The organism is Actinoplanes sp. M2I2, assembly GCF_023544445.1.
GTDB lineage: Bacteria > Actinomycetota > Actinomycetes > Mycobacteriales > Micromonosporaceae > Actinoplanes.
In genome coordinates this window covers 103,932-129,900 of the sequence record NZ_JALPVJ010000013.1, presented here as the reverse complement: position 1 = coordinate 129,900, position 25,969 = coordinate 103,932, and the positions used below count along the sequence as shown (strand labels likewise).

Annotated in this window: 22 protein-coding genes; 12 read left to right on the top strand and 10 right to left on the bottom strand. The window is 71.7% G+C overall.

What is annotated here, in order from left to right:
• Positions 1 to 80 precede the first annotated feature (80 nt).
• The 4 genes from HJC40_RS26675 to HJC40_RS26660 all read right to left on the bottom strand — a co-directional run bounded on the left by HJC40_RS26675 (position 81) and on the right by HJC40_RS26660 (position 3,280).
• The gene (locus HJC40_RS26675; protein WP_250004823.1) at positions 81 to 443 is read right to left on the bottom strand and encodes a VOC family protein; all 363 of its coding nucleotides are present in this window, start codon (positions 441 to 443) and stop codon (positions 81 to 83) included.
• Entirely contained in the window at positions 440 to 2,065 is a 1,626-nt protein-coding gene (locus HJC40_RS26670; protein WP_250004821.1) for an MFS transporter, read from the bottom strand. The genes HJC40_RS26675 and HJC40_RS26670 overlap by 4 nt, the downstream gene beginning before the upstream one ends.
• On the bottom strand, positions 2,062 to 2,847 hold the full coding sequence (locus HJC40_RS26665; RefSeq protein WP_250004819.1) for an alpha/beta hydrolase: 786 nt from the start codon (positions 2,845 to 2,847) through the stop codon (positions 2,062 to 2,064). Before HJC40_RS26665 ends, HJC40_RS26670 begins: the two co-directional genes overlap by 4 nt.
• 61 nt (positions 2,848 to 2,908) lie before the next feature.
• A complete protein-coding gene (locus HJC40_RS26660) occupies positions 2,909 to 3,280 on the bottom strand; it encodes a hypothetical protein (RefSeq protein WP_250004817.1) in 372 nt (123 codons plus the stop codon).
• Positions 3,281 to 3,376: 96 nt separating this feature from the next.
• On the opposite strand from HJC40_RS26660, the gene HJC40_RS26655 reads away from it, so the two are divergent.
• Positions 3,377 to 5,029, top strand: coding sequence for a thiamine pyrophosphate-dependent enzyme (locus HJC40_RS26655; RefSeq protein WP_250004815.1), 1,653 nt, complete (start codon positions 3,377 to 3,379; stop codon positions 5,027 to 5,029).
• A 48-nt stretch (positions 5,030 to 5,077) separates the two neighbouring features.
• Here the strand turns inward: HJC40_RS26655 and HJC40_RS26650 are convergent, their stop codons facing one another.
• Positions 5,078 to 8,416 (bottom strand): BTAD domain-containing putative transcriptional regulator, encoded by a 3,339-nt coding sequence (locus HJC40_RS26650; RefSeq protein WP_250004812.1) that lies wholly within the window; start codon positions 8,414 to 8,416, stop codon positions 5,078 to 5,080.
• A 152-nt stretch (positions 8,417 to 8,568) separates the two neighbouring features.
• On the opposite strand from HJC40_RS26650, the gene HJC40_RS26645 reads away from it, so the two are divergent.
• Both HJC40_RS26645 and HJC40_RS26640 read left to right on the top strand, forming a co-directional pair.
• Positions 8,569 to 10,887, top strand: coding sequence for an NmrA family NAD(P)-binding protein (locus HJC40_RS26645; protein ID WP_250004810.1), 2,319 nt, complete (start codon positions 8,569 to 8,571; stop codon positions 10,885 to 10,887).
• Between the two features lie 78 nt (positions 10,888 to 10,965).
• Complete coding sequence (locus HJC40_RS26640; RefSeq protein WP_250004809.1) at positions 10,966 to 11,943, top strand: AfsR/SARP family transcriptional regulator; 978 nt, start codon at positions 10,966 to 10,968, stop codon at positions 11,941 to 11,943.
• Here the strand turns inward: HJC40_RS26640 and HJC40_RS26635 are convergent.
• Positions 11,830 to 13,230 (bottom strand): aldehyde dehydrogenase family protein, encoded by a 1,401-nt coding sequence (locus HJC40_RS26635; RefSeq protein WP_250004806.1) that lies wholly within the window; start codon positions 13,228 to 13,230, stop codon positions 11,830 to 11,832. The genes HJC40_RS26640 and HJC40_RS26635 overlap by 114 nt on opposite strands.
• A 212-nt stretch (positions 13,231 to 13,442) precedes the next feature.
• A complete protein-coding gene (locus HJC40_RS26630; RefSeq protein WP_250004804.1) occupies positions 13,443 to 15,452 on the bottom strand; it encodes an ATP-binding protein in 2,010 nt (669 codons plus the stop codon).
• Between the two features lie 68 nt (positions 15,453 to 15,520).
• Between HJC40_RS26630 and HJC40_RS46255 the strand changes: the two genes are divergently transcribed.
• From HJC40_RS46255 to HJC40_RS26610, 4 genes are all read left to right on the top strand, one after another.
• A complete protein-coding gene (locus HJC40_RS46255; RefSeq protein ID WP_250004802.1) occupies positions 15,521 to 16,174 on the top strand; it encodes a response regulator transcription factor in 654 nt (217 codons plus the stop codon).
• A gap of 127 nt (positions 16,175 to 16,301) precedes the next feature.
• Positions 16,302 to 16,967 carry a DUF998 domain-containing protein gene (locus tag HJC40_RS26620; RefSeq protein ID WP_250004798.1) on the top strand — a complete coding sequence of 222 codons (666 nt, stop codon included), beginning with the start codon at positions 16,302 to 16,304 and terminating at the stop codon, positions 16,965 to 16,967.
• A 24-nt stretch (positions 16,968 to 16,991) separates the two neighbouring features.
• Positions 16,992 to 18,134, top strand: coding sequence for a DMT family transporter (locus tag HJC40_RS26615; RefSeq protein WP_250004796.1), 1,143 nt, complete (start codon positions 16,992 to 16,994; stop codon positions 18,132 to 18,134).
• Positions 18,029 to 18,313: an ester cyclase gene (locus tag HJC40_RS26610; protein WP_250005142.1), complete on the top strand. Its 285-nt coding sequence runs from the start codon at positions 18,029 to 18,031 to the stop codon at positions 18,311 to 18,313. Before HJC40_RS26615 ends, HJC40_RS26610 begins: the two co-directional genes overlap by 106 nt.
• Positions 18,314 to 18,383: 70 nt before the next feature.
• On the opposite strand, the gene HJC40_RS26605 is transcribed toward HJC40_RS26610, so the two are convergent.
• Positions 18,384 to 19,514 (bottom strand): epoxide hydrolase family protein, encoded by a 1,131-nt coding sequence (locus HJC40_RS26605; protein ID WP_250004794.1) that lies wholly within the window; start codon positions 19,512 to 19,514, stop codon positions 18,384 to 18,386.
• Positions 19,515 to 19,807: 293 nt separating this feature from the next.
• Complete coding sequence (locus tag HJC40_RS26600; RefSeq protein ID WP_250004791.1) at positions 19,808 to 20,779, bottom strand: aldo/keto reductase; 972 nt, start codon at positions 20,777 to 20,779, stop codon at positions 19,808 to 19,810.
• A gap of 126 nt (positions 20,780 to 20,905) precedes the next feature.
• Between HJC40_RS26600 and HJC40_RS26595 the strand changes: the two genes are divergently transcribed.
• The 3 genes from HJC40_RS26595 (at position 20,906) to HJC40_RS26585 (ending at position 23,206) form a co-directional block, all read left to right on the top strand.
• Complete coding sequence (locus HJC40_RS26595; protein ID WP_250004789.1) at positions 20,906 to 21,508, top strand: TetR/AcrR family transcriptional regulator; 603 nt, start codon at positions 20,906 to 20,908, stop codon at positions 21,506 to 21,508.
• A gap of 56 nt (positions 21,509 to 21,564) precedes the next feature.
• On the top strand, positions 21,565 to 22,674 hold the full coding sequence (locus HJC40_RS26590) for a Gfo/Idh/MocA family oxidoreductase (RefSeq protein ID WP_250004787.1): 1,110 nt from the start codon (positions 21,565 to 21,567) through the stop codon (positions 22,672 to 22,674).
• A gap of 97 nt (positions 22,675 to 22,771) precedes the next feature.
• A complete protein-coding gene (locus HJC40_RS26585) occupies positions 22,772 to 23,206 on the top strand; it encodes an SRPBCC family protein (RefSeq protein WP_250004784.1) in 435 nt (144 codons plus the stop codon).
• 458 nt (positions 23,207 to 23,664) lie between these two features.
• Here HJC40_RS26585 and HJC40_RS26580 read toward each other — a convergent pair whose 3' ends face one another.
• On the bottom strand, positions 23,665 to 24,363 hold the full coding sequence (locus HJC40_RS26580) for an alpha/beta hydrolase (protein WP_250004783.1): 699 nt from the start codon (positions 24,361 to 24,363) through the stop codon (positions 23,665 to 23,667).
• A 144-nt stretch (positions 24,364 to 24,507) separates the two neighbouring features.
• Between HJC40_RS26580 and HJC40_RS26575 the strand changes: the two genes are divergently transcribed.
• Together HJC40_RS26575 and HJC40_RS26570 are read left to right on the top strand one after the other, a co-directional pair.
• On the top strand, positions 24,508 to 24,930 hold the full coding sequence (locus tag HJC40_RS26575; RefSeq protein WP_250004781.1) for a MarR family winged helix-turn-helix transcriptional regulator: 423 nt from the start codon (positions 24,508 to 24,510) through the stop codon (positions 24,928 to 24,930).
• A 49-nt stretch (positions 24,931 to 24,979) separates the two neighbouring features.
• A complete protein-coding gene (locus HJC40_RS26570) occupies positions 24,980 to 25,963 on the top strand; it encodes a zinc-binding dehydrogenase (RefSeq protein ID WP_250004779.1) in 984 nt (327 codons plus the stop codon).
• The last annotated feature ends 6 nt before the right edge of the window (positions 25,964 to 25,969 follow it).

The window sequence follows — 25,969 nt, the reverse complement described above, 5'->3', positions numbered from 1 at the left end:
CGCCTTCGCCTGCTGCGCGACGATCGGCTTGCCCTGTGTCGGTCCACCGTAGACAGTGGTTCGATCAGGCCAGGACCACCTCACGTCGCCGGCTGCCGGACGCCGATCAGGTTGCCGAAGGGGTCGAGCAGCTGGCAGAGCCGCTCGCCCGTCATGATGGTCTTGGGCCCGCGGTGGGCGGTCGCGCCGTACCGGACCCACTCCGCGACGACCGCGTCGACGTCCTCGACGTCCCAGTAGGCGACGCAGCCGCCCGGCCCGCCGGTGTTGAACTCGTCGACCTGGTGCAGGGTCAGGCTGCTCGTACCGAGGTCGAAGCGTGCCAGCTGAGCGGCCTGCAGGGCGGGCGCGAGGCCGAGGCGGTCGGTGTACCACGCGGTCGCGGCGGCCAGGTCGGGCACGAAGCAGAAGACGTCGGCGACGGTGGTGAACGGGCTTGTCATGCGTGCTCCCCCAGATTTCGTACGACGTCGTGCCCGTGATGCGGGACGGCGACGGTCAGCAGGCGCTGCCAGGTGACCGTGTCGGCGAGCGCCTCGACCCGCCGGCGTATCTCGTCGTCGAAGGGCGTCTGCCGGTTCGTGAGCTGGTCGAGGAACTCGGTCCAGGAGGCCACCCGGTAGCGCTCGACCAGCTGATCCGCGTCGACGGCGTCGCTGAGCAGCACCCACTGCGTCGCCCCGGTGCGCAGCCGGCTGGTCCGCAGCTCGGCGATCGCCCGGATGAAGTCGTCCCGGTGCTCCGGCCGCACGCGATAGCGGACCAGGACCTCCACCGGGTCGTCCGGTGAGACCGCGCCCACGAACGTCGCCTCCGGCAGCACCCCGGCCGGGACCGCCGTCCGGTCGCCGATGTCGGTGCGGCGCAACGGCAGCCACACCCCGGCGATGGTCGTGGCGACCAGCAGGACACCCGCGCCGGCGAAGGTACGGCCCAGCCCGGTCCACGTTGCCACCGCGCCCCAGAGGGCAGCGCTACCGGCGAACGTCGCGAACAGCACCATCTGGTAGACGGCCAGCGCGCGGGCCCGCACCCAGTCCGGCAGGAACGCCTGCACGCCGGCGTTGAGGCCGGCGATCACGGCGATCCAGGCGACGCCGACCGGCACCAGCAGGACGACCGCCACGCCGACGTCGCGGACCAGGGACAGCCCAATCAGTCCGGCGCCGTACACCGCGCCCGCGACGGTGAGCCTCGCGGACGCCGACAACCGGTCCTGCACCAGGGGCATCAGGACCGCCCCGGCGACCGCCCCGGCCCCGGCCGCGCCCAGCAACACCCCGTAGCCGGCGGCGCCCAGTCCGAGGCGGCCTTCGGCCAGCGGCGCCAGCAACGCCCACAGCACGTTGGCGGGCAAGGCGAACAGCACCAACCGGAGCAGGATGCGGCGTACCGCGGGCGAGTTCAGCACGTACCGGCCACCCGCCTCGAAACTCGACAGCGAGGCGGCCGTCATCGCCGAGCCGTTCGCCGGCCGCCCGCCGGGGGTGAACAGCAGCGCGACAGCGAAGAGCAGAAAGCTGACCGCGTTCAGGGCGAAGAGCCACGGCACCCCGAGGTGGGCCAGCAGCAGCCCGGCGACCGCCGGGCCGACCGCCCGCGCGAGGTTGACGCCGAGCGAGCTGAGCGACGCGCCGGAGCCGAGCTCGGAGCGGGGCAGCAGGTCGGACACCATCGCCTGGTAGGCCGGCAACTGGGCGGCCGCCCCGCAGCCCAGCAGGAAGGTGAACAGCAGCAGCACCTCGGGCGACGTGCGCCCGGCCGCGGTGAGCAGGGCCAGGATTCCCGCGATCACCGCCTGCACGCACTGGGTGGCCAGCAGAAGCCGCCGGCGGTCGAGGAAGTCGGCGACCACCCCGGCCGGTATCACCAGCAGCAGCACGGGCACGCTGGAGGCGCTCTGCACCAAGGAGATCAGCAGGCTGGAGCTGTGCTGCTCGATGAGCAGCCACTGCCCGGCGACGGTCTGCATCCAGGTGCCGACGTTCGCGACGAAGGCGGCGATCCACACCGCCCGGAACACCGGATGCCGCAGCGGCGCCCAGGCACCCGCCGCGGTGGTCATGCCAGAGCCTGCCGCAGGAAGGCCAGCGTGCCCTCGACGGCGTGCTCCAGGTAGCCCTCGGCGTGCTTGGTGCCGGGGATCAGCTGGAGCGTGCTGGCCACCCCGACGCCGGTGAGCGCCTGCTGCATCGCCACCGGATCGCTGACCGGGACGAACTCGGCCAGCGAGTTGGCCAGGTAGACCGGCCCGGCCGACGCGACGGCGTGCCGGACGGTCGAGGCCTGGGGCAGCAGGGACCGGTCGCCGCCGACCTCCTGCAGGATGCACCAGCGCAGGAAGGCGTCGTCCCTCCCGGTCTGGTTGATGTCCGCGCTGCGCATGGCGTCCAGATCCTGGGTGGTGGGTGTCGCCGCCACGGTGGCGTCGGTCGCCTCGATGAAGGCCTCGAGGTTGAAGATGCCCGACCAGCTCGCCGCCGGCCGGCCGGTGGCCAGGCCGGCCTCGACAGCCAGGTTGCCGCCCGCCGATCCGCCGAGGAAGGCGAGCCGGTCACGGTCGAAGGCGTACCCGGAGGCACGGGCCCAGTCGGTGGCGGCCAGGATGTCCTCCCGGCCGGCCGGGAACGGGTGGTCCGGGGCGAGCCGGTAGTTGGGCACGAACACGACAAAGCCCGCGTCCACCAGGATTGTCGCCAGCTTCTGTTCCTTCGACTTGTCGCCACGGAACCAGCCGCCACCGTGCACGAGCACGACGGCGGGGCGGGTGCCGGCCGGGTCCCCGTACACGTCCAGGACCTGCTGCTCGGCCGAGGCGTACGGAATGTCGTAGTGGATCGAGGGCATTCCTCACCCTCGCTCCCCGGGCGGGCATGTTGAATCCGTCGAACGACTGCACGAGCCCCGGTCATCGCCAGCTGGAGCACGGACCGACGCACACAAAGCGCGCCCTTGTGCGCTCATCAACGCGCTGTTGACGGACGCGGCGCAGGCGCTCCGCCATCACCAGATCGACCACATCGAGGAGCCGACCATGGCCAGCACTCTCATCGTCGAAGGCTTGAGCGGGACCGGACGCGCGCTGGCCCAGTACTGCACTTCTCCGTGCCGAACTCGCCGTCGGCCGGGTGAATTCTCTGCGCTTCGACGTCGAGGACGAAGCCCCGCCGTGGGTGCCGGTGGCGCCGCCGAACGACGGACCGGCGCCGAGCGCCCACGAGGTTGTCGAGGCCTGCGTTCCCTGTTGAAGCGTGAAGACGCCGACGGACTCGACCTCCACGTCGGATCGTCCCCCGGACGTTGAGCCGCCGTTGACGCGGCCGCGGTCTGCTCGTCGTGCCGCCCTCAACGGGCGGTACGACGAGAAGGATCACCAGTGAAACTGCACGCAGCACTCGCCCGCGCCTTGGCCGGACACGATGTCCAGACGATGTTCGGCCTCATCGGCGACGCCAACATGTTCCTGACACACAGTTTCGTGCACAGTGAGCGCCGCGCCTACGTGGGCGCCGCACACGAGGCCGGCGCCATGTTCATGGGTTTCGGCTACGCCAGCCTCACCGGACAGCTGGGCGTGGTGACCGTCACCCACGGTCCGGCCCTGACCAACACTGTCACCGGGCTGGTGGAAGCCGCCCGGGCCCGGTTGCCCCTGCTTCTGATCGCCGGGGACACGGCCACCCGCAGCCGCACGAACATCCAGGACATCGCTCAGCGCGATGTCGTCCTGCCGACGGGCGCGGGTTTCGAGCAGGCGCGCACACCGGACACCGCTCTCGAGGATCTGGCTGTCGCGATCCGCCGGGCTGTCGTGGAGCAACGCCCGATCGTCTTCAACCTGCCCGCCGACTTCGGCCGGCAGGAGGTGGAGTACCAGGCAATTCCGCTCGGTCTGCCGGTCGATCAGCGGCTGCGCCCCGATCCCACCGCCGTGCGGTACGCGGCGCGCCGCATCGTGAGCGCCGATCGGCCGGTCGTGCTGGCTGGTCGCGCGGCGATCCCGGCCCGTCGGGCGGTGCTGCGGCTGGCCGACCGGATCGGCGCCCCGGTGGCAACCACCCTCAAAGCCAGGGACCTGTTCCGTGGCGAGCCCTTCGACCTGGGCATCGCCGGGGGCCTGGCCGCTCCCGTCTCGGCCGAAGTGCTCGCCGCGTCGGACCTCGTGATCAGCTTCGGGGCCGGGCTGAACGACTACACCACTTCCAAGGGCGCCTTGCTGAGCGATCGCGGTGTCATCGCCGTGGCCAGTGGGCCACAGCCGGGATCCGGGACTTTCGATGCCATAGTGAGCGGGGATCCGGAACTGGTGGCCGACGCCCTCGTCGACGCGCTGGATAGCCTGGCCACCCGCGCCGGCGGCTGTCGCCCCTCAGCCGGCCTTCCCCGGCCGGCCGCGGGCGGAGTGCGCGACGAGAATCTGGCGCGCCGGCTGTCCGAGCAGTACGTCATCGCGCCGCGACCGGCCACCGCGCCCGGGACCGTCGACGCGGCGTTCGTCTTGCGCCGCCTCGACGAGCTGCTGCCGGCGAAACGAGTCGTGGTCAGCGACGGCGGGCGTTTCATGATGGAGTCGCTCCGCCACATCCAGGTCCCGGACCCGCAGTCGTTCATCTTCCCGGAGAATTTCGGCTCCATCGGCACCGGGATGGGCGCCGCCATCGGCGCGGCTGCCGCGCGCCGCCCGCGGCCGGTCGTCCTGGTCTGCGGCGACGGCGGCTTCATGCACGGCGGTGTCGGCGAGTTCAACACGGCCGTCCGGCTGGGCCTCGACGTGATCGTCGTGGTCTGCAACGACGGTGGCTACGGCGCCGAACACGTCCAGTTCACCGACCGGGGCCTCGACCCGTCGCTGTCGCTGTTCGACTGGCCGGATCTGGTGGCCGTCGCCGAGGCTCTCGGCGGCGACGGCGTGACCGTACGGCACCTCGACGACCTGCCGCTGGTCGCCAAGGCCATCGACACCCGCAACCGGCCGCTGCTCATCGACCTGCGGCTGGACGTCAACCACATGACACCTATGCCGCATTGAGGACGGAACGGGGAGGCACCCCGGGGCCTCGGCCGTCTGCCTGCTACCTCAGGGGCGGAAGCTGTCCGGGTGGCGTCGAAGCGCCGACAGCCTCTGCTGGGCGCGCCCCAACCAGGTGCTGATCTGCGCCGACCGGTTGCGGTCGACGGCTCGTCGGTACGCGAGCCGGGCGCCCTCCAGGTCGCCGAGCACTTCGCGGCCACGTCCGATGAAGTATTCGACGGAGCCGAGGAAATGGGTGGAGCCGGCGACCGCGAACTCGTCGCGCCACGGCTCGATCCGCTCCAGCGCCGTCCGCAACTGCGGGCCGGGCCCAGCCAGCGCCAGCACGTCGACGCGGAGGCAGTCCGCGTACATCGACGAGTAGTGCCAGTGCCCGTCCGGTGCGGGCGGACCGAGCACGACGACCGCTTCCTCGACACGTCCGGCCCACGCCAGCCCCGCGCCGACGAAGGCCCGGAAGGCGGGACTGGCATTGCCCGTCGCGAGGGTGACGGCGGACTCGGGAGTCGGCGCGCCCTCACCCGCGGAGACCATCTGGGCCATCGCCTCCAACTCGGGCAGGGCCACGATCTGGCTCCGGCGATGCCGTTCGACGATTTCGTCCGACAGCCGGATCACCAGCGCCTGATCGCCCTTGGCAACCGCCCGGAAGTAGCGCCACCAGGCGATCGGTACGTCGGCGCCGGTGTGCCGCAACCGCCGGGTCAGCTCGGTGCAGCGGGTCATCTCCCGGTCGGCGGCCACGGCGTCACCACGTTGCAGGTGGGCCGCGGCCGCGCCGAACCGGGCGTACAGCTCCTGTTCGCGCGACAGCGGCAACCGCAGCACCTCGGCGGCCAGGTCGAGGCGCTGCGCCGCCGCACCGGGGCGGCCCCAGAGCACGAGCATGCGCATCGCCACGACGTCGGCGAACAGTTCGGTGTCGCCGAGGGGCCGGGCCATGTCGACCGCGCGCGCGGCGATCGCCTCGGCCTCCGGCGAGCACCACTCGTGCGTCAATTCCATGGACAGGCTGGCCAGCACTCGGGCGAGCAGCGGCCCGGGTGGCAGAGCTTTCGCCGATTCGCGCAGAACGGCGACCATCGTCGGATCGCCCGGGCCCACCTCACGCCAGCGCCAGACGCCCGCGCCCCGGAAGCTCGACGCGGCCTCCGCGATCAAGACGATGTCCCCGAGCTCGCGACCCAGCCCGACGGCCGCGTCCAGCGCCTTGCGGGAGCCGGCCACCTCGCCACGGCGGTGCCGGGCGCGGCCGAGGCCGAGCAGGACGTCGTAGCGGCGGCGCGGATCCGGTGACGGCGCGAGCGCCTCGGCGGCGCCGGCTCGTTCCCAGTGCTTGAGGGCCTCGTCCAGGGCGCCGCGGCTCTCGGCCAGCCGGGCGGCAGCCATCGCGTGCCGCACGGCCGGCTCGGCCAGTTCGGGCCGGATGGCCGCGCCGAGCACGAAGTGGTGCGCCACCGCGGTGACCAGATCGGGGTCGAGGCGCAGCCGGCGCTCCAGGGCCACCGCGACGGACGCGTGCAGCAGACCCCGGCGGGTCAGCGACAACGAGGCGACCAGGGTCTCCCGGACCAGGGCGTGGGTGAACCGGTATCGTCCGGGCTGCTCGCCCTCCTCGACGCAGCGGGCGCGCACGGCCTCGTCCAGTCCGTCGATCAGGTCGTCCAGCGACTCGCCCGACAGCTCACCCATCACATCGAGGTCGAACTCGCGTCCGATCACCGCCGCCGTCCGCAGCAGCCGGCCGGTCGGCCCGGACAGCCCGGCCAGCCGGAGCCGGAGCACGTCCTGAATGCCGTGGGGCGCCGGGACATCGCGGGCGCCGGCACCGTGCAGACGGTGTTCGGCCGCCAGCAGGCGAACAAGCTCGATCACGAAGAACGGGTTGCCGTCGGTGCGCTCGGCGACCACGGCGGCGAGTTCGTCGTCGGCCGCCCCGCCGCCCAGCACGTCGACCAGGCTGCGGACGTCCTCGGCGGCCAGCCCGCGCAGGGCGATCCGGCGAGCCTGCTGTCGTCCCAGTGCGCCGAGACAGGCGTCCAATGCCTGATTGTTCCCCACCGGTTCCCGCAGAGTCGCGACGATCATCACGCGACTCCGGGCGAGCGCCTCGGCCGCGTAGGAGAGCAGTCGCAGCGACGACATGTCGGCCCACTGCAGATCGTCGATGACCACGACCAGGGGCCGCTCGTCGGCTTGCCGGGCCAACAGCATCGACACCGCGGCGTAAGTCCGCAGTTCGGCCGATCCGGCATCCCCGCCGAGCGGCGTGTCGGCCGGGGACAGCAGGGCAGCGACCGGCGAATCCGGTCGCACCGGCCCGAGCTCGCGCAGAATCGGCAGCCACGGCCAGTAGGCGGGCGAGAAGTCGGCCTCGTGACAGCGTCCCCAGAGCACCTTGGCGCCCTGCGCGGAGGCCAGCCGATCGAGTTCGGTGACCAGCCGGGTCTTCCCGATCCCGGCGTCGCCGCTGATGAGCGCCGTCTCACCGTGACCGGCGAGGACGCGTTCCAGCCCGGCTCGCAGGTCGGCGACAGCACTCGAGCGGCCGACCAACGCGGGCTCAGCGGCGCCGGGGACGATGTCGCGCACCGGCGCGGCTGGGACGGCACCGGGGTGACCGGCCACGGACTGGGCGAGCACGTCGGCTTCCAGCTTCCGTAGCGCGGGCGACGGGTCGATGCCGAGTTCGTCGGCCAGCACGTCCCGAGCGCGGCGCAGCGCCGCGAGCGCGTCGCCCTGGCGGCCGGAGTGGTAGAGCGCCAGCACGAGCAGTTCCCACAACCGTTCCCGGAACGGGTGAGCCAGCACGAGCGACTCCAGCTCACCGGTTGCCAGTGCGGGACGGCCGAGCCCCAGCAGCGCCTGACTCCGCAGCTCGCGGGACCGCAGACGGAGATCGTCCAGACGCGCGGTCTCGGCCCGGATCACGTCGGCTTGGACCGTCTCGCCGAACGGCAGGCCGGCCCAGAGCTCGGCGGCCTCGTCACACAGCCGCAGCGTCTGATCGGGCCGGCCGGCCGACAGTTCCGCGTCGGCGTCCAGGACAAGAGCAGTGAACTGTTCGAGGTCGACGGTCTCCGGTGGCGCCAGCAGCACGTAACCGGAACCGCTGGTGACCAGGACGGCGGGCTCGGCGCCCTTGGGCCGGTCGGGCTCGATCAGCGTACGCAGCCGGCTGATCGCCACCTGCAGGGAGCCGGGAGTGCTGTCGCCCGCGTCGTCACCCCAGATGTCCTCGATCAGCCGATCGACCGGGACGACCCGACGGCGGGCGGCGAGCAGGAGAGCGAGCACGGCTCGTTCGCGCCGGCCTCTGATGCGGACCTCGACCCCGTCGACGACCAGGCGGACCCGGCCCAGGGCGAGAAAGGAGATCCGCATTTCCATGACGGTATCTCATGGCGCCGCGCCGGCCGGTTTCCGCGATAAGCCCACGGTAAGTGGCGGCCGAGACGAGGCAAGAAAGGGGTCAGCGGGTCCCGGCACAGTTTGGTCCGGAAAGCACTACACCTGCCAGGAGATGAGAACCAGCGATGATTTCCAAGGACCGAAACGCCGCCCTGCGCGAGCTCGCCGCCCTGCTTCCGGGACAGGTGACCGTGGCCGGCGATCCGGGTTGGGACGAGGCGCGGCTGGGCTGGGTCCGCTCGGTGGACCAGCAGCCCGGCGCGGTGGTGACCGTGAACGATGACGAGGACGTGGTGGCCGCCGTCCGCTGGGCCGCGCTCAACGGCTTCAGCGTCTCGGCTCAGCCGGTCGGGCACGGCGCCACTTCGGCGGTCGACGGCACGGTGTTGCTGCGGACCCGGGCGCTGTCCGACATCACGATCGACCTCGATCGCGGGACGGCACGGGTAGGGGCCGGGGTGAAGTGGGGCGAACTGCTGACTGCCCTGAACGGGTCGGGGATGACCGGCCTGGCCGGCAGCTCCCCCGACACGTCCGTCGTCGGTTACACCCTCGGCGGTGGGCTCAGCTGGTTCGGCCGGGCGTACGGCCTCGCCGCCCACAGCGTGGTCGCCGTGGAGATGGTCGATGCCGACGGTCAGCTGCGCCGGGTGACCGGCGCCACCGACCCCGACCTGTTCTGGGCGATCCGCGGCGGCGGAGGTGACTTCGGCATCGTCACGATGATGGAGTTCGTCCTGCATCCGGCCGCGCACGTCTACGGCGGACGGCTGCTGTGGCCGGTGACCATGGCCCGCCCCGTGCTGGAGGCATTCCGCGAGATCACCCGGACCGCACCGGACGAGCTCAGCCTATGGGGCCAGCTGGTGCGGGTCCCCGCCCTGCCGGAGATTCCGGAACCTCTGCGCGGCGGCAGCTTCGTCACGGTCGACCTGACCTTCCTCGGATCCGCCGACGACGCCGAGCATCTGCTCGCCCCGCTGCGGGCCCTGCCGGCTCCCATGGTGGACACGCTCGGCACTGTGGAACTGGCCGACCTCGGCGGCATCTGCGCCGAGCCGGTCGACCCGTTGCCGGTCAGCGAGCAGACCACCCTGCTGGACGGCTTGGACGATGCGGCGATCACCACGCTCCTCGGCGCTGTTCAGCACGGCCCGGACCTGGTGCTCGACGTGGTGCAGGTGCGGCACCTGGGCGGGGCCTTCACCCGGGCGTCGGCTGCGGACGGCGCGGCCGGCCCCATCCACGAGCCGTATCTGCTGGCGGCTCTGGCCGTGCCCGTGAACGCTGAGGTGGGCGCCCGGATCCAGAAGGTGTTCGCCGCCATCACGCAGGCCATGTCCGGCTGGCTCAGCGAGCGGACACCGTTCAACTTCCTCGGCGCGGACAGGGACCCCTCGCGAGCCCTCACGACCGCCGCCCTGGACCGGCTCGGCATGGTCAAGTCCGCCGTCGACCCGGCATCGGTGTTCCGCAGCAACCGGCCGATCCGGACGCCGTCGCGGGTCATCGCGGTGACCGGCGCGACCGGGGCCCAGGGTGGCTCGCTGATCCGGGCGATCCTGGAGCACCCGGAAAGCGGCCTTGTCCCGCGGGCCGTCACCCGGAACCCCGCCTCGGCCGCCGCCCAGGCCCTGGCCGCCCTCGGCGTCGAGGTGGTCCGCGCTGACCTCGACGACCGCAGCAGTCTCGAGGCGGCGTTCGCGGGCGTCCACGGCGCGTTCTGCATGACCAACTTCTGGGAGCACTTCGACGCCGACCGGGAAAAGATCCAGGCCGCCAACCTCGCCGCGGCCGCGGCCTCGGCGAAGGTGCGGCATGCGGTCTGGTCCACCCTGGAGGACACCCGTGACTGGATGCCGCTGTCCGACGAGCGGATGCCGACCATGCAGGGCGCCTACAAGGTTCCGCACATGGACAGCAAGGCGGAGTCCGACCACCACTTCACCGACGCCGGCGTGCCGACGACGTTCCTCATCGCGTCGTTCTACTGGGAGAACATGATCAATCTGGGTCTGGGGCCGCAGCGCGGCCCGGACGGCCTCGAACTCATCCTGCCCTTGGCCGATGCCGCGCTGCCCGGCATCGCCGTCGCCGACATCGGGGCCAGCGCGTACGAGATCTTCCGGGCCGGACCGCCGGCGGCCGAGGAGCGCGTGGGTATCGCCGGCGACCACCTCACCGGTACCCAACTCGCGGCGGCCCTCAGCGAGGCCCTCGGCGAAGAGGTCCGCTACCGCCCGCTGACGGCGGACGCCTTCCGTGCGCTCGGCTTCCCCGGGGCCGACGACATGGGCAACATGTTCCAGTTCATCGCCGACTTCAACGCCGACAACCTGGCCCTGCGCCCGCTGGCGGCCACCCGGTTGCGGCACCCGGGTCTGCAGGACTTCCCCACCTGGCTGGCCAAGAACGCCGCAGCCCTCCCCATCGCCGCCCGCTGACCGACGGCCCGGGACCCTTCGCCTGACGAAGGGTCCCGGGCCGCATGGCGCACATTCACTACCGAAAGTTGATCACCCATGGACACGACCGGCAACACCACAACGCAGCCACCCGCCGGGCTCCATCCGGACGGTGCCACACGATTCACCCTGCTCGGGCCCGTCCGAGCCTGGCGCAGCGGCGTCGAGCTGGCCATCGGGTCACGCCAGCAACGTACTGTCCTCGCCCTGTTGTTGTTGCGGGAAGGCAGACTCATCACCACCGACGAGCTCGTGGACGCCCTGTGGGGCGAGGAGCCACCGCGCGCGGCGGCGACCACGATCCGCACCTACATATCGCGGCTGCGCCGGATCCTGGTCTCCTTCAGCGGCGCCGATGCGCCCCGGATCACCTCGCTCGGAGGCGGCTATCAGCTCCGGACACCGCCGCCGACCATCGATCTCTGGCACTTTCAGGAGCACGCCGCCGCAGCGCGCCACGCAGCCCGGCGCGGCGACTACGACACAGCGGCGCTACGCCTGCGATCCGCCCTCGACCTCGACCGTGGCCGGCCGCTGACCGGAGCGTCGGGGCCGGCCATAGAGACGCAGCGCGACCGGTTGAGCAATCTGCTGTCCGCCGCCGCGGAGGAGCAGCTCAGCGTCGACATCGCTCGGGGCCGGCACGGGGAGGCGATCCCCGAACTCATCACCCTGGTGGCCCGGCACCCGTTCCGTGAACAGCTCCGCGAGTTGCTGATACTCGCCCTCTATCGGTGCGGGCGCCAGGCCGAGGCGCTGGCCCAATTCCAGACAGCCCGCCGGGTACTCGGCGAAGAACTGGGGATCGAACCGGGGCCGGGGCTATGCCGCCTTCAGGGGCGGATCCTGACCGGGGACCGGGACCTCCTGGGAAACGGCGGGTACCGCGAAGCACCCGAACCAGCTGCGCGGTGGTCGCCCTCAGCCGCGGGCGATGTGCACGACCTGCGGCTCGGTGAAGGCGAGCAGACCTTCCTGGCCGTTCTCGACGCCGATCCCACTCCACTTGCTTCCGCCGTACGGAATGTGAGGTAGCAGGGCGCCGTGAGTGTTCACGAACGCGTTGCCACACTCCAGGCGCTCCGCCACCGTCTGGGCAATGTCCAGGTCCGATCCCCAGACCGAGCCGCAGAGGCCGAAGGTGGTGTCGTTCGCCCGGCGGACGGCGTCGTCGACATCGCCGTATCGCAGGATCGGCAGCACCGGGCCGAACTGCTCCTCGTCCACGACTGCCATTCCTTCGCGTACGTCGGTCAGAATGGTCGGCTCGTACAGGTAGCCGGCGCCGCCGATGGCCTTGCCGCCGGTGGCCGCCTTCGCGCCGTCCGCGACCGCCTTGGCGGTCAGCTCACGGACACGTTCGAATTGCGGCGCCGTGGACAACGGCCCCATCCCGACGGATTGATCATCCGGCGGTCCGACCTTGATGCCTGCAGCCGCGGCCACGAAGGCTTCCACGGCCTCGTCGTAGCGGTCGTCCGACACGTAGATCCGCTTCGGCAACGCGCATGCCTGCCCGGAGTTGAAGAACGACAAAGCCGAGAGATGGGGTACGGCAGTGCTCAGGTCGACATCCGGCAACAGGATCGCGGCGTCGTTGCCGCCGAGTTCCAGTGTGAGCCTTTTGAGGTCAGCACCGGCCGCTCTCGCGATGTCCTTGCCTGCTTCGGTCGAGCCCGTGAACGACACCTTCCTCGGCACCGGATGCCCGATCAGGGCCCGCCCGAGCTGGTCGCCACCGGTGATGACATTGACGACGCCGGCCGGGAGCAGCCTGTTGATGATCTCGCCGAGCAGCAGCGTGGAGAGGGGCGTGAACGGCGACGGTTTCAGTACCACCGTGTTGCCGGCCCGCAATGCCGGAGCGATCTTCCAAATCGCGGTGGCCAGCGGGAAGTTCCACGGAGTGATGGCCGACACCACGCCGAGGGGCCGCCGCACCACCTCGATGCGGGCGGCCGCATCGTCCTGCAGCACCTCGCGGGGAATCCGCATGCCGGCGACGACCCGCAGCCAGGTCGCACACACCACCGGCTCGAACGCCGCCACGGAGGCGGGCTTGCCGGACTCGAGGGTCAGCGTCGTTGCCAGCTCCTGCTGAGCGTCGATGATCGCGTCGGCGAGGGTGAGCAGCAGCCTTTGCCGGCCTTCGTCGTCCGCTCGCCAGACCGTGCCCGCCGCGGCGGCTGCGGCGACGGCATCGTTCAGTTGTTCCGGCGTGCAGAGCGGAGCTTCGGCCGCCACCAGCCCGGTGGCCGGATTGATGACGCCGAAGGTGGACTTGGCCTCCACCGTGGACCCGTTGATCGTCATGCCTGCCATGAGGCTTCCCTAACATCGTTCGTCGGTTGTTGCGGTCAGCGCCGAGACGCACGTCGCTAGAGAACCCGCGTCGGGTCAACAACTGCTGGACAGAAGCGGGACGCGGAAGCAACCGGCAATCCGGCACGAACCGGCGACCGATCCTGACGGAGTGTCCCCGAGCCGGCGTCTTACCGATACGGCAACGTACCGACAAAGCAGGCGATCGACGGCTAACCGGGCGTGGTCAGCGGGAGGCGGCCCTCGACCCGGACGCCGGCGCCGGGCGCGGCGGCGATCTCCACCGTGCCGCCCACCGCGCCGAGGCGGTCGGCGATGCCGGTCAGGCCCGTGCCGTCACCGGGCTGCGCCGGGTCGAAGCCGGGGCCGTTGTCGGCCACGGTGAATCGCAACCAGCCGTCGTCGGCGTCGAACCGTACGGTGACGGCGGCGCCGGGCGCGTGCTTCATCGCGTTCTGCAGGGCCTCCAGGACGGCGAAGTAGGCGGCGAGCTCGACGTCTTCGCCCGGGCGGGCGCCGTCGAGGCCGGGGCCGGCGGAGACCTCGACGGAGGCCGGGGCGGCGCGGGCCCGGGCCTTGACCGCGGCGACCAGGCCACGGGTGACCAGCACCGGTGGATAGATGCCGCGGGCCAGGTCGCGCAGGTCCTGGATGCAGCGGTCGAGGTCGGCGCGGGCCCGGGTCAGCGCGGACGGGTCGGTCTCGGCCGCGCCGAGGCTGACGGCCAGCGCGACCAGGTGTTGCTGGGCGCCGTCGTGGATGTCGCGTTCGAGCCGCCGCCGGCCGCGGGCCTCGGCGGTGACGATGCGCCGCCGGCTGGCGATCAGCTCGGCCAGCCGTTGCTCCAGTCGTCCGGTGAGGATGACACCGCGCAGGGCGGGCCCGGCCTGTGCGGCGAGGTCCGCGAGCAGCCGCCGGTCGGCCGGCGACAGGGGCCGGTCCGGTGAGGATCGGACGGCCACGTCACCGACCACCTCCCCCAGGTGCCACACCGGCACCTCGATCAGGCCGGGCGCCGCCTGATCCGCCGGCGCGGCGGGGAACCAGGCCTCGCCCACCCGGTGACCCGGCACATCGGGGGTGTAGGCCCGGACCCGGGCGGCGGGCACGCCGAGTCCGAGGGCGAGCGCGCGAGCAGTACCCGGCAGCACGTCGGCCGGGGCGGGCGTGCGGGCGAGTTGACGGGGCAGGGCGGCCAGAGCCTCGTACGGCGTCGCGCGCACCCCCAGGACCATCCGCCGCGCTGTCCGGCTGATCCGTTCCTTGACCGGCGCGAACAGGACCGCCACGAGCACCGTCGCGACGACCGAGGGCAGCAGCGCCGGCGTGGGGCCGGTCGTGCCGGCGACCCGGCCGAAGGTGACCACCGCGCCGACGTACACCGCGGTGATGCCGACGGTCAGAGCGCCGTAGACGATCGAAGTCACCAGCACCTGATCGAGGTCCCACACCCGGTAACGCAGGGCGCCGGCGACCAGGGCGGCGGGCAGCCCGACCGCCACCGCGGCGACGAAGCCGGCCACGGCGACGTCCTGCAGGCCGGGCACCGGCTGCAGCAGCAGGAAGCCCGCGGCGAGACCGCCGGCGAGGGCCAGCGGGACCAGCCGCCGGCGATCCTCCCCGGTCGTCCGGGCCAGCCGGACGATGAGGTTTCCGGCCGCGAGCACCAGGAGCAGCAGGCCGAGCGACGTGACGATCCGGCTCAGCCCGGCCACCTGGTCGGCGGAGGCGGCGGGCAGCACGCCGGTCCACGGAATGTCGTACTGGAAGGTCTCGTCCGAGATCGGGCCCGGCCGGATCAGATTGAGGACGACGGCGACGACGGTCAGGACGAGGCCGATGGCCGGCACCGCTCGCCAGCGCCGCGACGGCAGGCGTCCGTCCGGGAAGAGCAGCACGAGCAACGCGATCGGCACCGGGAAGAACAGCGGGTCGAGGGCGAGACCGATCGCGGCGACGGCCGAGTGGTCGCGCGCGGCGTACACCCGGATCGCGAACTCGAGGGTGAGGGCGCCGCCGGCGGTGACCAGCAACGGCCCGAGGGGGTTGGCGGGACGCAGACCCGTCAGCAACGCCCCGGTCAGCCCGAACATCAGCCCCGTGCCCAGCGATGTGAGCACGAACAGGTCGGCGCCGGACCCGATCTCCAGAACGGCTCCGGCGACGGCCACCAGGGTCAGCAGGGCGGCACCGGCGATGCAGGCGCGCAGGCGGAGGGTCATGGCCCGCAGTCTGCCGGTCGCGGTCGCCGGAGCGCACTGGTGCGGGCACCACGATCTATTGTCGGGACGTGCCTATTCGGGTGATCGTCGCTGAGGACAGTCTGCTGGTTCGTGCGGGACTGCGCAGCCTGCTGTCCGGCCGGCCCGAGGTGGAGCTGGTCGCCGTCTGTGCCGATCTCGGCGAAGTCCTGGCCGCGGTGGCCGAGCACGACCCCGACGTGGTGCTGACCGACATCCGGATGCCGCCCACGATGACCGACGAGGGCATCCGCCTGGCGGCGCGTCTGCGGCGGGAACGGCCCTCGACCGGCGTGGTGGTCCTCAGCCAGTACGACGATCCGGAGTTCGCGCTGGCGCTGCTGGCCGACGGCTCCCCCGGCCGGGCGTACCTGCTCAAGGAACGGATGTCCGACCCGCGGGAGCTGGTGGGAGCGATCGTCGCGGTCGCCGCGGGCGGCTCCGTTGTGGACGCCAAGGTGGTCGAGGCGCTGGTCCGCGGGCACGCCGACCGGTCGCCTCTGGCCGGGCTGACCGTCCGCGAGCAGGAGGTGCTGGCCCGGATGGCGACCGGCAAGGACAACCGGGCGATCGCCGCCGGCATGTTCCTGACCGTGCGGGCGGTCGAGAAGCACATCAACAGCATCTTCGCCAAGCTCGGGCTGGGCGAGGAGCCTGAGGTGCACAAGCGGGTCAAGGCGGTGCTGCTGCACCTGGCCGGATAACCGGGGACAGCGCTGCGCCGGAAGGTGGTGCCTGCACCACCATCGTTCTCGTGTGCGCACCCTGGGGTGGAGGCGCCGGGTCCGTGAGTCTGTGGGAGCAGACGAAACCACGGAAGGACCACCACGAATGTCCACCCAGACCAAGACCCCCGAGGCCACCCATGGATGGCCGGTTCCGGCCCGCATCGGCGCCGCCGGGATCGCCACCTTCTTCGCCGCGTCGATCGTCACCGCGGCTCTCACTCCGGGCTACCGCTCGACCCGGGACCAGATCAGTGCGCTCGCCGCGCTCGACTCGCCGTACGCGGGCATCATGATCGCCGGTTTTCTGGCCGCGGCGGTCGGGCTGGTCTCGGCCGGCGTCGGTCTCGCCCGGCGGTACGGGGCCACCCTGTCGGGCCGGATCGCGGCCGGTCTGGTGACGGTCGCCGGAGCGTTGACGGTGGTCGCCGGGCTCGCCCGGCAGGACTGCTCACAAGCGCTGCCGAGCTGCGTCGATCACGGCGACGGGGCGCTCGCGTCGAACAGCTTCTGGATTCATCAGTACGCGTCCCTGCTCCTCTTCCTGCTGCTGGTGAGCGCCTCGTTCGTGCTCATCCGGGCGGTACGCCGCACCGAGGGCTTCGGCTTCCTCACCGTGGCGGCGCGGATCGTCGCGTACGGGACGCTGGCGCTGACCGTGGCCATGGTCGTGGTCGGCTTCGGTGACCAGGACGGGCTGGTGCAGCGGCCCTACCTGGCTGTCCTGTTCGGATGGCCGATCCTGGCGGCGGCCATCGCCCCGCGCCGCTGACCCGGACCGGACGGAGCCACCGCCATGTCACCGCTGACGGCCCGCGGCAACCGCCTCACCACGAGAGGACCGGTCGCGCTGACCGTGGTCTCGATGGCGAGCGTGCAGCTCGGCGACGCCTGGTCGGTCTCCCTGGTCGCCACCACCGGGGCGGCCGGCGCCGCCTGGCTGCGGGCCGGCTTCGGCGCGGTGCTCCTGCTCGTGCTGATCCGGCCCCGCGTCCGGTCGACGACCCGGCATCAATGGCGCTCCATCGCGTCGCTCGGAGCGGCCTCGGCCGTCCTGAGCCTGAGCTTCCTGGGCGCCTTGCACCATCTGTCGCTGGGCACGGCGGTCGCCATCGAGTTCCTCGGGCCGCTGGCCGTCGCGGTCGGCCGGGGGCGCCGGCGCGGCCTGGTCTGGGTCGTCGTCGCGCTGGCCGGTGTCCTCGTCCTCACTCAGCCGTGGCACGGGGCGGTGCCCCTCGTGGGCATCGTGCTGGCGGCGACCTCGGCGGTCGCCTGGGCCGCGTGCATCCTGCTGACCGGCCAGGTCGGCCGGCGGGTGCCCGGGCTGGACGGCGTGGCGCTCGCGATGCCGGTCGCTGCCCTGCTTCTGACACCGTGGGGAAGCGTCGCCGCGCTCGGTCACCTCGGGGCGGGCCCGGCCGTACAGGCACTGGGTCTGGCGGCATTGGTGCCGGCGCTCCCCTTCGTGCTGGAGACTGCCGCGCTGCGGCGCCTGCCACAAGCCGCCTTCGCGACGCTGATGTCCCTCGAGCCGGCCTTCGCGGCCGTCGTCGGGTCGATCGTCCTGCACCAGCCGCTCGGGTTCCCGCACGTCGTCGGCGGCCTCCTCGTCGCCGCGGCGGGAGCCGGGGCCGTCCACAGCTCATCGACTGCCGCCCATCGCAAGGAGTCCCCATGCTCACCGCCGCCGGCCCCGCTGCCCATGCTCTCGTCAACCGCCTGCTCGACCTGTGGGCCGCACCCATCGGCGACCCGGTCCAAGCGCTCGACCGGTTCTCCACCGTCTACACCGACCCAGTCATCCTCAACGGGATCGCGTTTCCGCTCACCGCACTGGTCGAACGGGCCGCGGCAACCCACCGGGCTCTCGAGCGCACGGGCGTCGAAGTCCTCGAGGTGGTCGCGCGGGACGACAAGGTGGTGGTCGCCTTCGCGATGACCGCCCGGCACATCGGCACGTGGGCGTCCGCGCTCGGCGAGGTACCCCCGACCGGTCGCACGGTGACCGTCCGAACGATCGACGTCCTCACGATGACCGGGGGGCTCGTCAGCGGGATCTGGGTGGTCAGCGACGAAGCCTCGCTGCTGGCCCAGCTGGGCGCGGCCCTCGAGGAATGAGCCCTTTCATCGTGCCCAGGTCGGGCGTGAGCGCGGTCGGCGGAGGTCATCACCTTCGGGTCGACTGCTGTCACCACCCATGGTCCCGGAACGCGTTTCTGATCTCCGTGACCAGCACCGCGGGCTGTTCCCAGCCCGGGAAGTGGCCGCCCCGCTCCATCTCGTTCCAGCTGATCAGTTTGCGGAACCGGCGCTCGGCCCATCGCCGGGCGATCGGGTACGGCTCGCCGGGGAACAGCGAACACGCCGTGGGAACCTCGACCGGACGGGCGTTCTCCGCCTCCGCACCGAGCGGTGTGTCGCGCCGGGCCTCCCAGTACCAACGAGAACTGGAAGCTCCGGTGCGGGTGAACCAGTACAGCGCGATGTTGTCCACCTGCCGTTGCAGCGGTACCCCGTCGTCGTCCGCGAACGCGGTCATCCTTTCACCCAGCCACGCGGCCAGCCCGGCCGGCGAGTCCAGCAGCGCATAGCCCATCGTCTGCGGTCTGGCACCGAGAACGATCGAGTGGGTGCCGTCCAGGAACAGGAACTGATCGCGCTGAGCCATCATCGCCTGCTCCCTGGGGTCGGCGCTCTGGCGATCCTCGGGAAGGGGGGATGCGACCGGCATCGTCAGGTGCAGGCCCACCAGACGCTCGGGCACCTGGGTGGCGAGCTCGATGGTGACGAAAGCGCCCCAGTCGCCGCCGTGCGCGGCGAACCGCGAGTAGCCCAGTTCGGTCATCAGCGTGGCCCAGGCCCGCGCGGTCCGGGCCAGTCCCCAACCGGTTTCGGCCGGCCGTCCGCTGAACCCGTACCCCGGCAGCGACGGGATCACCACGTGGAAGGCGTCTTCGGCCGAACCGCCGTGCGCGACCGGATCGGTCAGCGGACCGATCAGGTCCTCGAACTCCAGCACGGATCCGGGCCAGCCGTGGGTCAGCAGCAGCGGTACGGCCGACGGCTCGGGCGACCGCACGTGCCAGAACGCGATGTCCAGTCCGTCGAGGTGTGCCCGGTGGTGCCCGATCGCGTTGAACCGTTCTTCCAGCTTCCGCCAGTCGTGGCCGCGCCAGGCCTCGAGCAGTGTCCGCAACCGGTCCAGGGGGACGCCTTGCGAGGGATCGGTCTCGGGCTCCGGCAGCCTCACCCGGTCGAGGCGCTCGGTCAGATCCATCAGGTCGGCGTCGGGGATGCGGACGGGATAGGGCTCGATCATCCTCTCAGTGGAAACCGTGTCGTCACGACACAGTCAAGCCGGATGAGCCGCGACACCGCGCCACGCACAGAAGCGCTCAGGTCTTCGCGTGGGACGGGGAGCTGATCACCACGGTCTACGTGCACATCGCCGTGCAGGCACGCTTCCTCTGCCTGGTGCTCACCACAATCGCCCCGCCGCCTTGCGACGAGCGGCACCGCGTCGTCGACACTGTGGACGGTGAGCGCGCCACCGCTGATCAGCCCGGCTGGCTGGCGACCGGGGCGGTCAGCCGGGCAGAGGCGAAGTTTCCCTCAGCTGTCGATGGCGGCCATGGTCTCCGCATCGTAGCGCTGGCCGGAGGGCGCGGGCAGGTTGTTCAGGCGAGCGATGTGGCCGACCGTGAGCTCGATGCGGTCGGCGGCGGCGTTCTCCTCCAGCCGGGCGACGCGCTTGGTGCCGGGGATCGGCGCGATGTCGTCGCCTTGAGCGAGCAGCCAAGCCAGGGCGACCTGTGCGGGCGTGGCGTCGATCTCGGCGGCCACGGCCCGGACCTCGTCGACGATGCGCAGGTTGCGTTCGAGGTTGCCGCCGGCGAATCGATGGTTGGTGCGACGCCAGTCGTCGGCGTCGAGGTCGTCCAGGGAGCGGATGTCGCCGGTCAGGAAACCGCGGCCGAGCGGGGAGTACGGCACGAAGCCGATGCCCAGTTCGCGCAGGACGGGCAGGATCTCGGCCTCGGGATCGCGGGTCCACAGGGAGTACTCGGACTGGACCGCGGCCACCGGGTGCACGGCGTGGGCGCGGCGGATCGTGGCGGGGCCGGCCTCCGACAGACCGATGTGGCGGATCTTGCCCTCGGCCACCAGCTCTGCCAGCAGCCCCACGGTGTCTTCGATGGGCGTGCCGGGGTCCACGCGATGCTGGTAGTAGAGGTCGATGTAGTCGGTGCCCAGGCGCTTGAGGGATCCCTCGACGGCCGTCCGGATGTTGGCTGGGGTGCTGTCCGGAGCCGAGCCGCCGGTGTGCGAGATCAGTCCGAACTTGGTCGCCAGCACGACATCGGCCCGGCGCCCTCGCACCGCCCGGCCCACCAATTCCTCGTTGATGAAGGGGCCGTACCCCTCAGCGGTGTCGACATGGGTCACCCCGAGGTCCAGGGCCCGGTGGGTCGTACGGATCGACTCGCTCTCGAGCCGGCCGGCGCCGGTGTAGTAGGCCGACATTCCCATGGCTCCGAGACCGATGCGGGAGACCTCGAGGCCGCCGAGTGATGTGTTCTTCATGCTGGAACTCCCCTGCCCATAGTTAAGTACCGGTCGGTGCAGAACCGTAGCACATCAAGACCGACCGGTACCGAAGTCGGGCGGCGACGTTCCACCGACATCTGTACCGAGTGGTACTGTTGTGATATGAGCGAGACGGGCAAGGCCATGGGTCGCCCTCGGGAGTTCGACGTCGAGCAGGCACTGGAACGCGCCATGCGGGTGTTCTGGCGGCGAGGCTACGAGGGCTCCAGCCTCACTGATCTGACCGCCGCGATGGGAATCACCAAGACCAGCATGTACGCGGCCTTTGGCAACAAGGAGCAGCTGTTCCGCAAGGCCCTGCAGCGCTACGGCGCGGGGCCGGCTGCCTACGCGACGCATGCCCTCGAGGAACCGACCGCACGGGCGGTGGCCTTGGCGTTCCTCCGCGGAGCGGTCGGCACCACGACCCCTCCCGGTGGCCCTTGCGGGTGCCTGACCGTGCAGGGAGCGCTCGCGTCGAACGAGGAGAGCCGGCCCGTCCACGACCTGCTCGTCGACTGGCGCAACGACGCGGGGCTCCGCCTCGAGGAGCGCTTCCGGCGCGCTGTCGACCAGGGTGATCTTCCGCCCGACGCCGATCCCCGGCGCCTGGCCCGTTTCATCATGACGATGGGCTTCGGCATCGCGGTACAGGCCGCCAACGGCCTCGGTCCCGCTGAGCTCAATGAGATGGTCGACACCGCACTGGCCGGCTGGCCTACGTAGCGCCCGGCCCGGATCACGCGGCAACCACTCGGCTTTCCGGCGAAAGGAGCAGCTCCGTGTCTGATCTCCGCAGGCCGGTCGGCGTCGGCATCGTCGGCCTGAGCGCCAAGGGAGGCTGGGCGGCCGCGGCTCACCTGCCCGCGCTGGCGGCCGTCGACGGGATCGAGCTTCGCGCCCTGGCGGCGAGCTCCGAGACTTCGGCCCGGGCGGCGGGCGCGGCGTACGGCGTGCCCGCGTACGCATCGGTCGAAGAGCTCGCCGCTGACGAGAATGTCGACCTCGTGGTCGTCGCCGTCAAAGTGCCTGAGCATCGTGAGCTCGTGTTGCCCGTCCTGAAGGCGCAGGTGCCGGTGCTCACCGAGTGGCCGCTCGCGGTCGGCCTGCGCGAGGCCGAGGAGCTGGAGCGGGCCGCCGCGACGACGCGCGTCTTCGTCGGCCTCCAGGGACGCTCCTCGCCCACGTTCCGCTGGCTGAGAGACCTCGTGTCCGAAGGATTCGTGGGAGAGGTGCTGTCCGCCACCGTCGTGGCGTCCTCGACCGAGTGGGGCTCCCCGGTGTCGCAGCGCGCGATCTACACGCTCGACCGCGAGCTCGGCGCCACGATGCTGACCATCGCGTTCGGACACGCGATCGACCTCGTGTCGATGGTCGTCGGCGAGCTTCAGGAGGTGGTCGCCACGACCGCGACCCGGCGCCGGCAGGTCCCCCTCGGGCGCACCGGGCGGTTCGTTCCGATGACCGCCGAGGACCAGATCGCGATCTCGGGCACCGTGGCCGGCGGAGCGATCCTGTCCGTCCACCATCGCGGAGGGATGACCTCCGGCGCCGGCTTCTCGCTGGTTATCGACGGCACGGACGGACGTCTGGAGATCACCGCCGGCGAGTTCCCGCATCTCGGCCCGGCCACGGTGCGCGGCGCACGCGGCGGCGGCCGGCTTGCCGAGATGACACTGCCCGGCGGCTATGACGACTTCCCCGGCCTGTCCGGAACAGTGATCCACACGCTGGCGCACGCCTATGCGGCGATCCGGGACGACCTTGTCCACGACACCGCCGTCGCCCCCGACTTCACCCACGCCGTCAAGCGCCACCGGCTCCTCGACGCGATCGTGCGGTCCGCCGCCACGGGCCGACGAACTGCGCCCGGTCGTCAACCACCCTCCTGACCTTCGTCCACGACGTCCCCGCGTCATCCAAACGTTGATCGCGTCGGGGCATCCTCGAGGGCGCACAGAAGAGGAGCGGACCATTCTTGGTTACGACGTGAGTGCCCGGTCCGTCGCGGAGCCGGCAGTCGTTTATCGGCTGCTCGGCTCGATCGACACCTGGCCGCTCTGGCAACCGTTCATCTCGGCCACGCCCGTCGGCGGCGACGGCTCGGCGAAGGCAGGGACGACCCGCGAACCGGCGATCGGCGATGTCTGGGAACTTCGGGATCGCCTCGCGCTGACCGTCATCGAACTGGTCGAGGTGGTCCCGGACAGCAGGATCGGCTACATCACCCGGCGGCTCGTGGGCGCGCACGACTACCGGGCCGAGATCGAGGTCGCGGCCGCGCCGGGTGGCGGCTCGGTGATCCGCTGGCGTGGAAGTTACCGGCCCACGGTGGCCGGCCAAATCCTGCGATGGTGGCTGCCGCCGCACATGCGCAAGATCGTCAAGGGCCTGGCGCAGTACGCCGGTGATCTCCAGAAGTAGGCCGGCCTCCGTTTCCTCAGGCGGCCGAGCGCTCGGCGAGGGGACGACGGCGCACGCGAGCCGGCCGGCGCGACAGGCCGCGACTCTTGACCGGCGGGCGTGAGGGGAAGGTGGCCGGGTGCATGCCTGCCCGGGCACACACCCGGCCGCTGGAACCGGCGCAGCCGAGCGGCGACGACCCCAGCCGGCCGGATGCCTGCCTCAACGACACCCACCCGACCGCCGGAACCGCTCAGCCCCACGCTGCGACGGCCCCAGACGGTCGACGCGGCGGCCCGACGCGCATGCCGAACCGGCAATCTCCACCTCAGGACGAGCAAGAAGGTGTCGCGGTTCACAGAGCCGACTGCCGCGGCCGGGTTGCCCGGTTGCTTACCGTCGTTCGGCGTCCCCCCACCGGGGCAGCCGGGCGACCGGCGCCGTGAGACCTGCCCGGTTCCGGCCCGGTTCCGGCCCGGTCAGAGCAGGTCGGCGATGATGCCGGCGACGGTTTGCGGCTGCGACAGGAACGGGTGGTGGCCCGCCCGCACCTCGACCACCTTGTCGGCCCGGCGGGCGAACGTCCGTTGCGCCGCCGCCGGGGTCCCCCGGTCCTCGGTGCAGACCACGTACGTCGTGGGCAGGTCATGCCAGGCCACTGCCCGTACGGGCTGCTGCGTCACGGCCAGGGTCTGCCGGACCAGGAGGGCGGCCGAGTCGCGGACGACGTCCGGCGGGCAGTCCTGGACGAACGTCTCGGCGAACAGGTCGGGGCGGGCGCCGAACGTGCCGCCCTCGGCGTCGAAATCCAGGAACGGTGGCGGCACGGCCGGTCCGAACGTCGACAGCGACTCGCCGGGCTCGGGCAGGTAGCTCGAGACGAAGACCAGGTGGCGTACGTTCGCGACGCCCACAGCCGCCTCGGCCGCGACGATGCCGCCGTAGCTGTGTCCCACCACCACGGTCGGCTCCTCGCCCTCGGTCAGGACGGCGCGCACCGCGGCGACGTCCTCGGCCAGCCCGGGACCCTCCGGACCGGCCGGTCGTTCCCCCTCGCCGCAACTCGGCAGCGCCGGGGCGACGCTGCCGATGCCCCGCTCCTGCAGAGCCGCGGCGGCCCGGTGCCACCACCACGACCCGTCACGTACGCAGGCCCCGTGCACGAACACCACACGCATCTTCTTCTCCGTCCCGTCCGCGCGACCAGTCACTCGCAACGGTAGACGTACCGTTTGTTACGCGAAAAAGCGCCGATCGGCCACACCGGGCCGTGGTCGTACTCATGGAGAAACTCCGGGATCCAGCCGGGCTAAAGTGGGCCCATGGCGGTGGACGAGGTCGCGGCGACGTTGCTCTATCAGGTGATGGCGGTGGCCGGCCAGGTCACCGGCAGGATGCAGGAGGGCCTGGAGAGACTCGACCTGACCGGTCCGACGGCGAACCTGATCTGGACCCTGGATCCCCAAAGCGAGCCGCAGTCGCTGCGCAAGCTGGCCACTCTCCTGCACTGCGACCCCTCCAACATCACGCTGCTCAGCGCGAAGCTGGAAGAGCGCGGGCTCGCCGAGCGCCGGCCGCATCCCGGTGACGGACGCGTCCGGACGCTGGTGCTGACCGCCGAGGGCCGCAAGGTCCGCGAGCAACTGCTCACCATCGTGGCCAAGCGGTCCCCCTTCGCCGAGCTCGACGCCGAGGAGCAGCGGACGTTGCGCTCACTGCTGGGCAAGGCCCTCAGCAACGTCTAGCCCACCGGCGCCGTCGTAATTGCTTGAGAAACTCATGTACATTCTCAGCATGACAGCAGAAGCAGGCGCGCGACGCGTTCGGCTCACCTCCACCGGTGGCCCCGAGGTGCTCCGCGTGGAGCCCATGCCCGTGCCCGTGCCCGGTCCGGGACAGATCCTCATCACCATGGAGGCCGCTGGGGTGGCGTTCCACGACGTCACCACCCGGCAGGGCCTCACCCCGGGCGCTCGTCCCGAGGTGCAGGGGTTCGACGTGGTCGGGCACGTCGCGCGGGTCGGCGCCGGCGTCACGGAATTCGCCGCCGGGCAGCGGGTCGGCGCCCTGATCGGCCACGGCGGGTACGCCACCCACGTGCTCGCACCGGCCGGCCGGGCCGCCCCGCTGCCCGAGGGGCACCCGGCCGAGGAGCTCGACGCCCTGGTGCTCAACTACCTCACCGCCTGGCAGATGTTCCACCGGGTGGCCAAGCCGGCGTCCGGTCAGGCGGTGCTGGTGCTGGGCGCGGCCGGCGGGGTCGGCTCGGCGCTGGGCCAGATCGCCCACGCGGCCGGCGTCAGGGTCTACGGCACTTCCAGCCCGGGCCGGCGAGCCCGGGTCGAAGCGGGCGGCGCCACCTGGGTCCCGGATGCCGCAGCGGTGCCCGAACCGGTCTCGGCCACCTTCGACCCGGTGGGCGGCCCCTCGCTGGCCCGCTCCCGGCTGGCCACGAAACCCTCCGGCGTGGTGGTGTCCTACGGTTTCAGCTTCGCCACCGGGGCCGGATACTCCCGGATCGGCGCGCTGGCACGTACGGCCGGGGCACTTCTGCGAGCCAAGCTGACGCCCGGCGCGCGGGTGGTCGTGCACGCCGTGGAACGGATGGTCGACAAGGACCCGGCCGGCTTCCGGGCCGACCTGGCCGGCCTCGTCGAGCAGCTGGCCGCCGGCTCCATCAAGCCTGAGGTCGTCACGCTCCCCCTCGACCGGGCCGCCGAGGCACATCGCCGCCTGGAGAACCGCGAGGTCGAAGGAAAGCTCGTCCTGATCCCGTGATCAGCA

Excerpts from the sequence above, each read along its gene's own strand:
- HJC40_RS26575 (WP_250004781.1), top strand. The coding sequence starts at position 24,508 with ATGGCGGTGGACGAGGTCGCGGCGACGTTGCTCTATCAGGTGATGGCG.
- HJC40_RS26605 (WP_250004794.1), bottom strand. The coding sequence starts at position 19,514 with ATGATCGAGCCCTATCCCGTCCGCATCCCCGACGCCGACCTGATGGAT.
- HJC40_RS26675 (WP_250004823.1), bottom strand. The coding sequence starts at position 443 with ATGACAAGCCCGTTCACCACCGTCGCCGACGTCTTCTGCTTCGTGCCC.
- HJC40_RS26630 (WP_250004804.1), bottom strand. The coding sequence starts at position 15,452 with ATGACCCTCCGCCTGCGCGCCTGCATCGCCGGTGCCGCCCTGCTGACC.
- HJC40_RS26595 (WP_250004789.1), top strand. The coding sequence starts at position 20,906 with ATGAGCGAGACGGGCAAGGCCATGGGTCGCCCTCGGGAGTTCGACGTC.
- HJC40_RS26570 (WP_250004779.1), top strand. The coding sequence starts at position 24,980 with ATGACAGCAGAAGCAGGCGCGCGACGCGTTCGGCTCACCTCCACCGGT.
- HJC40_RS26620 (WP_250004798.1), top strand. The coding sequence starts at position 16,302 with ATGTCCACCCAGACCAAGACCCCCGAGGCCACCCATGGATGGCCGGTT.
- HJC40_RS26665 (WP_250004819.1), bottom strand. The coding sequence starts at position 2,847 with ATGCCCTCGATCCACTACGACATTCCGTACGCCTCGGCCGAGCAGCAG.
- HJC40_RS26580 (WP_250004783.1), bottom strand. The coding sequence starts at position 24,363 with ATGCGTGTGGTGTTCGTGCACGGGGCCTGCGTACGTGACGGGTCGTGG.
- HJC40_RS26640 (WP_250004809.1), top strand. The coding sequence starts at position 10,966 with ATGGACACGACCGGCAACACCACAACGCAGCCACCCGCCGGGCTCCAT.
- HJC40_RS26635 (WP_250004806.1), bottom strand. The coding sequence starts at position 13,230 with ATGGCAGGCATGACGATCAACGGGTCCACGGTGGAGGCCAAGTCCACC.
- HJC40_RS26600 (WP_250004791.1), bottom strand. The coding sequence starts at position 20,779 with ATGAAGAACACATCACTCGGCGGCCTCGAGGTCTCCCGCATCGGTCTC.
- HJC40_RS26670 (WP_250004821.1), bottom strand. The coding sequence starts at position 2,065 with ATGACCACCGCGGCGGGTGCCTGGGCGCCGCTGCGGCATCCGGTGTTC.
- HJC40_RS26645 (WP_250004810.1), top strand. The coding sequence starts at position 8,569 with ATGATTTCCAAGGACCGAAACGCCGCCCTGCGCGAGCTCGCCGCCCTG.
- HJC40_RS26615 (WP_250004796.1), top strand. The coding sequence starts at position 16,992 with ATGTCACCGCTGACGGCCCGCGGCAACCGCCTCACCACGAGAGGACCG.
- HJC40_RS26650 (WP_250004812.1), bottom strand. The coding sequence starts at position 8,416 with ATGCGGATCTCCTTTCTCGCCCTGGGCCGGGTCCGCCTGGTCGTCGAC.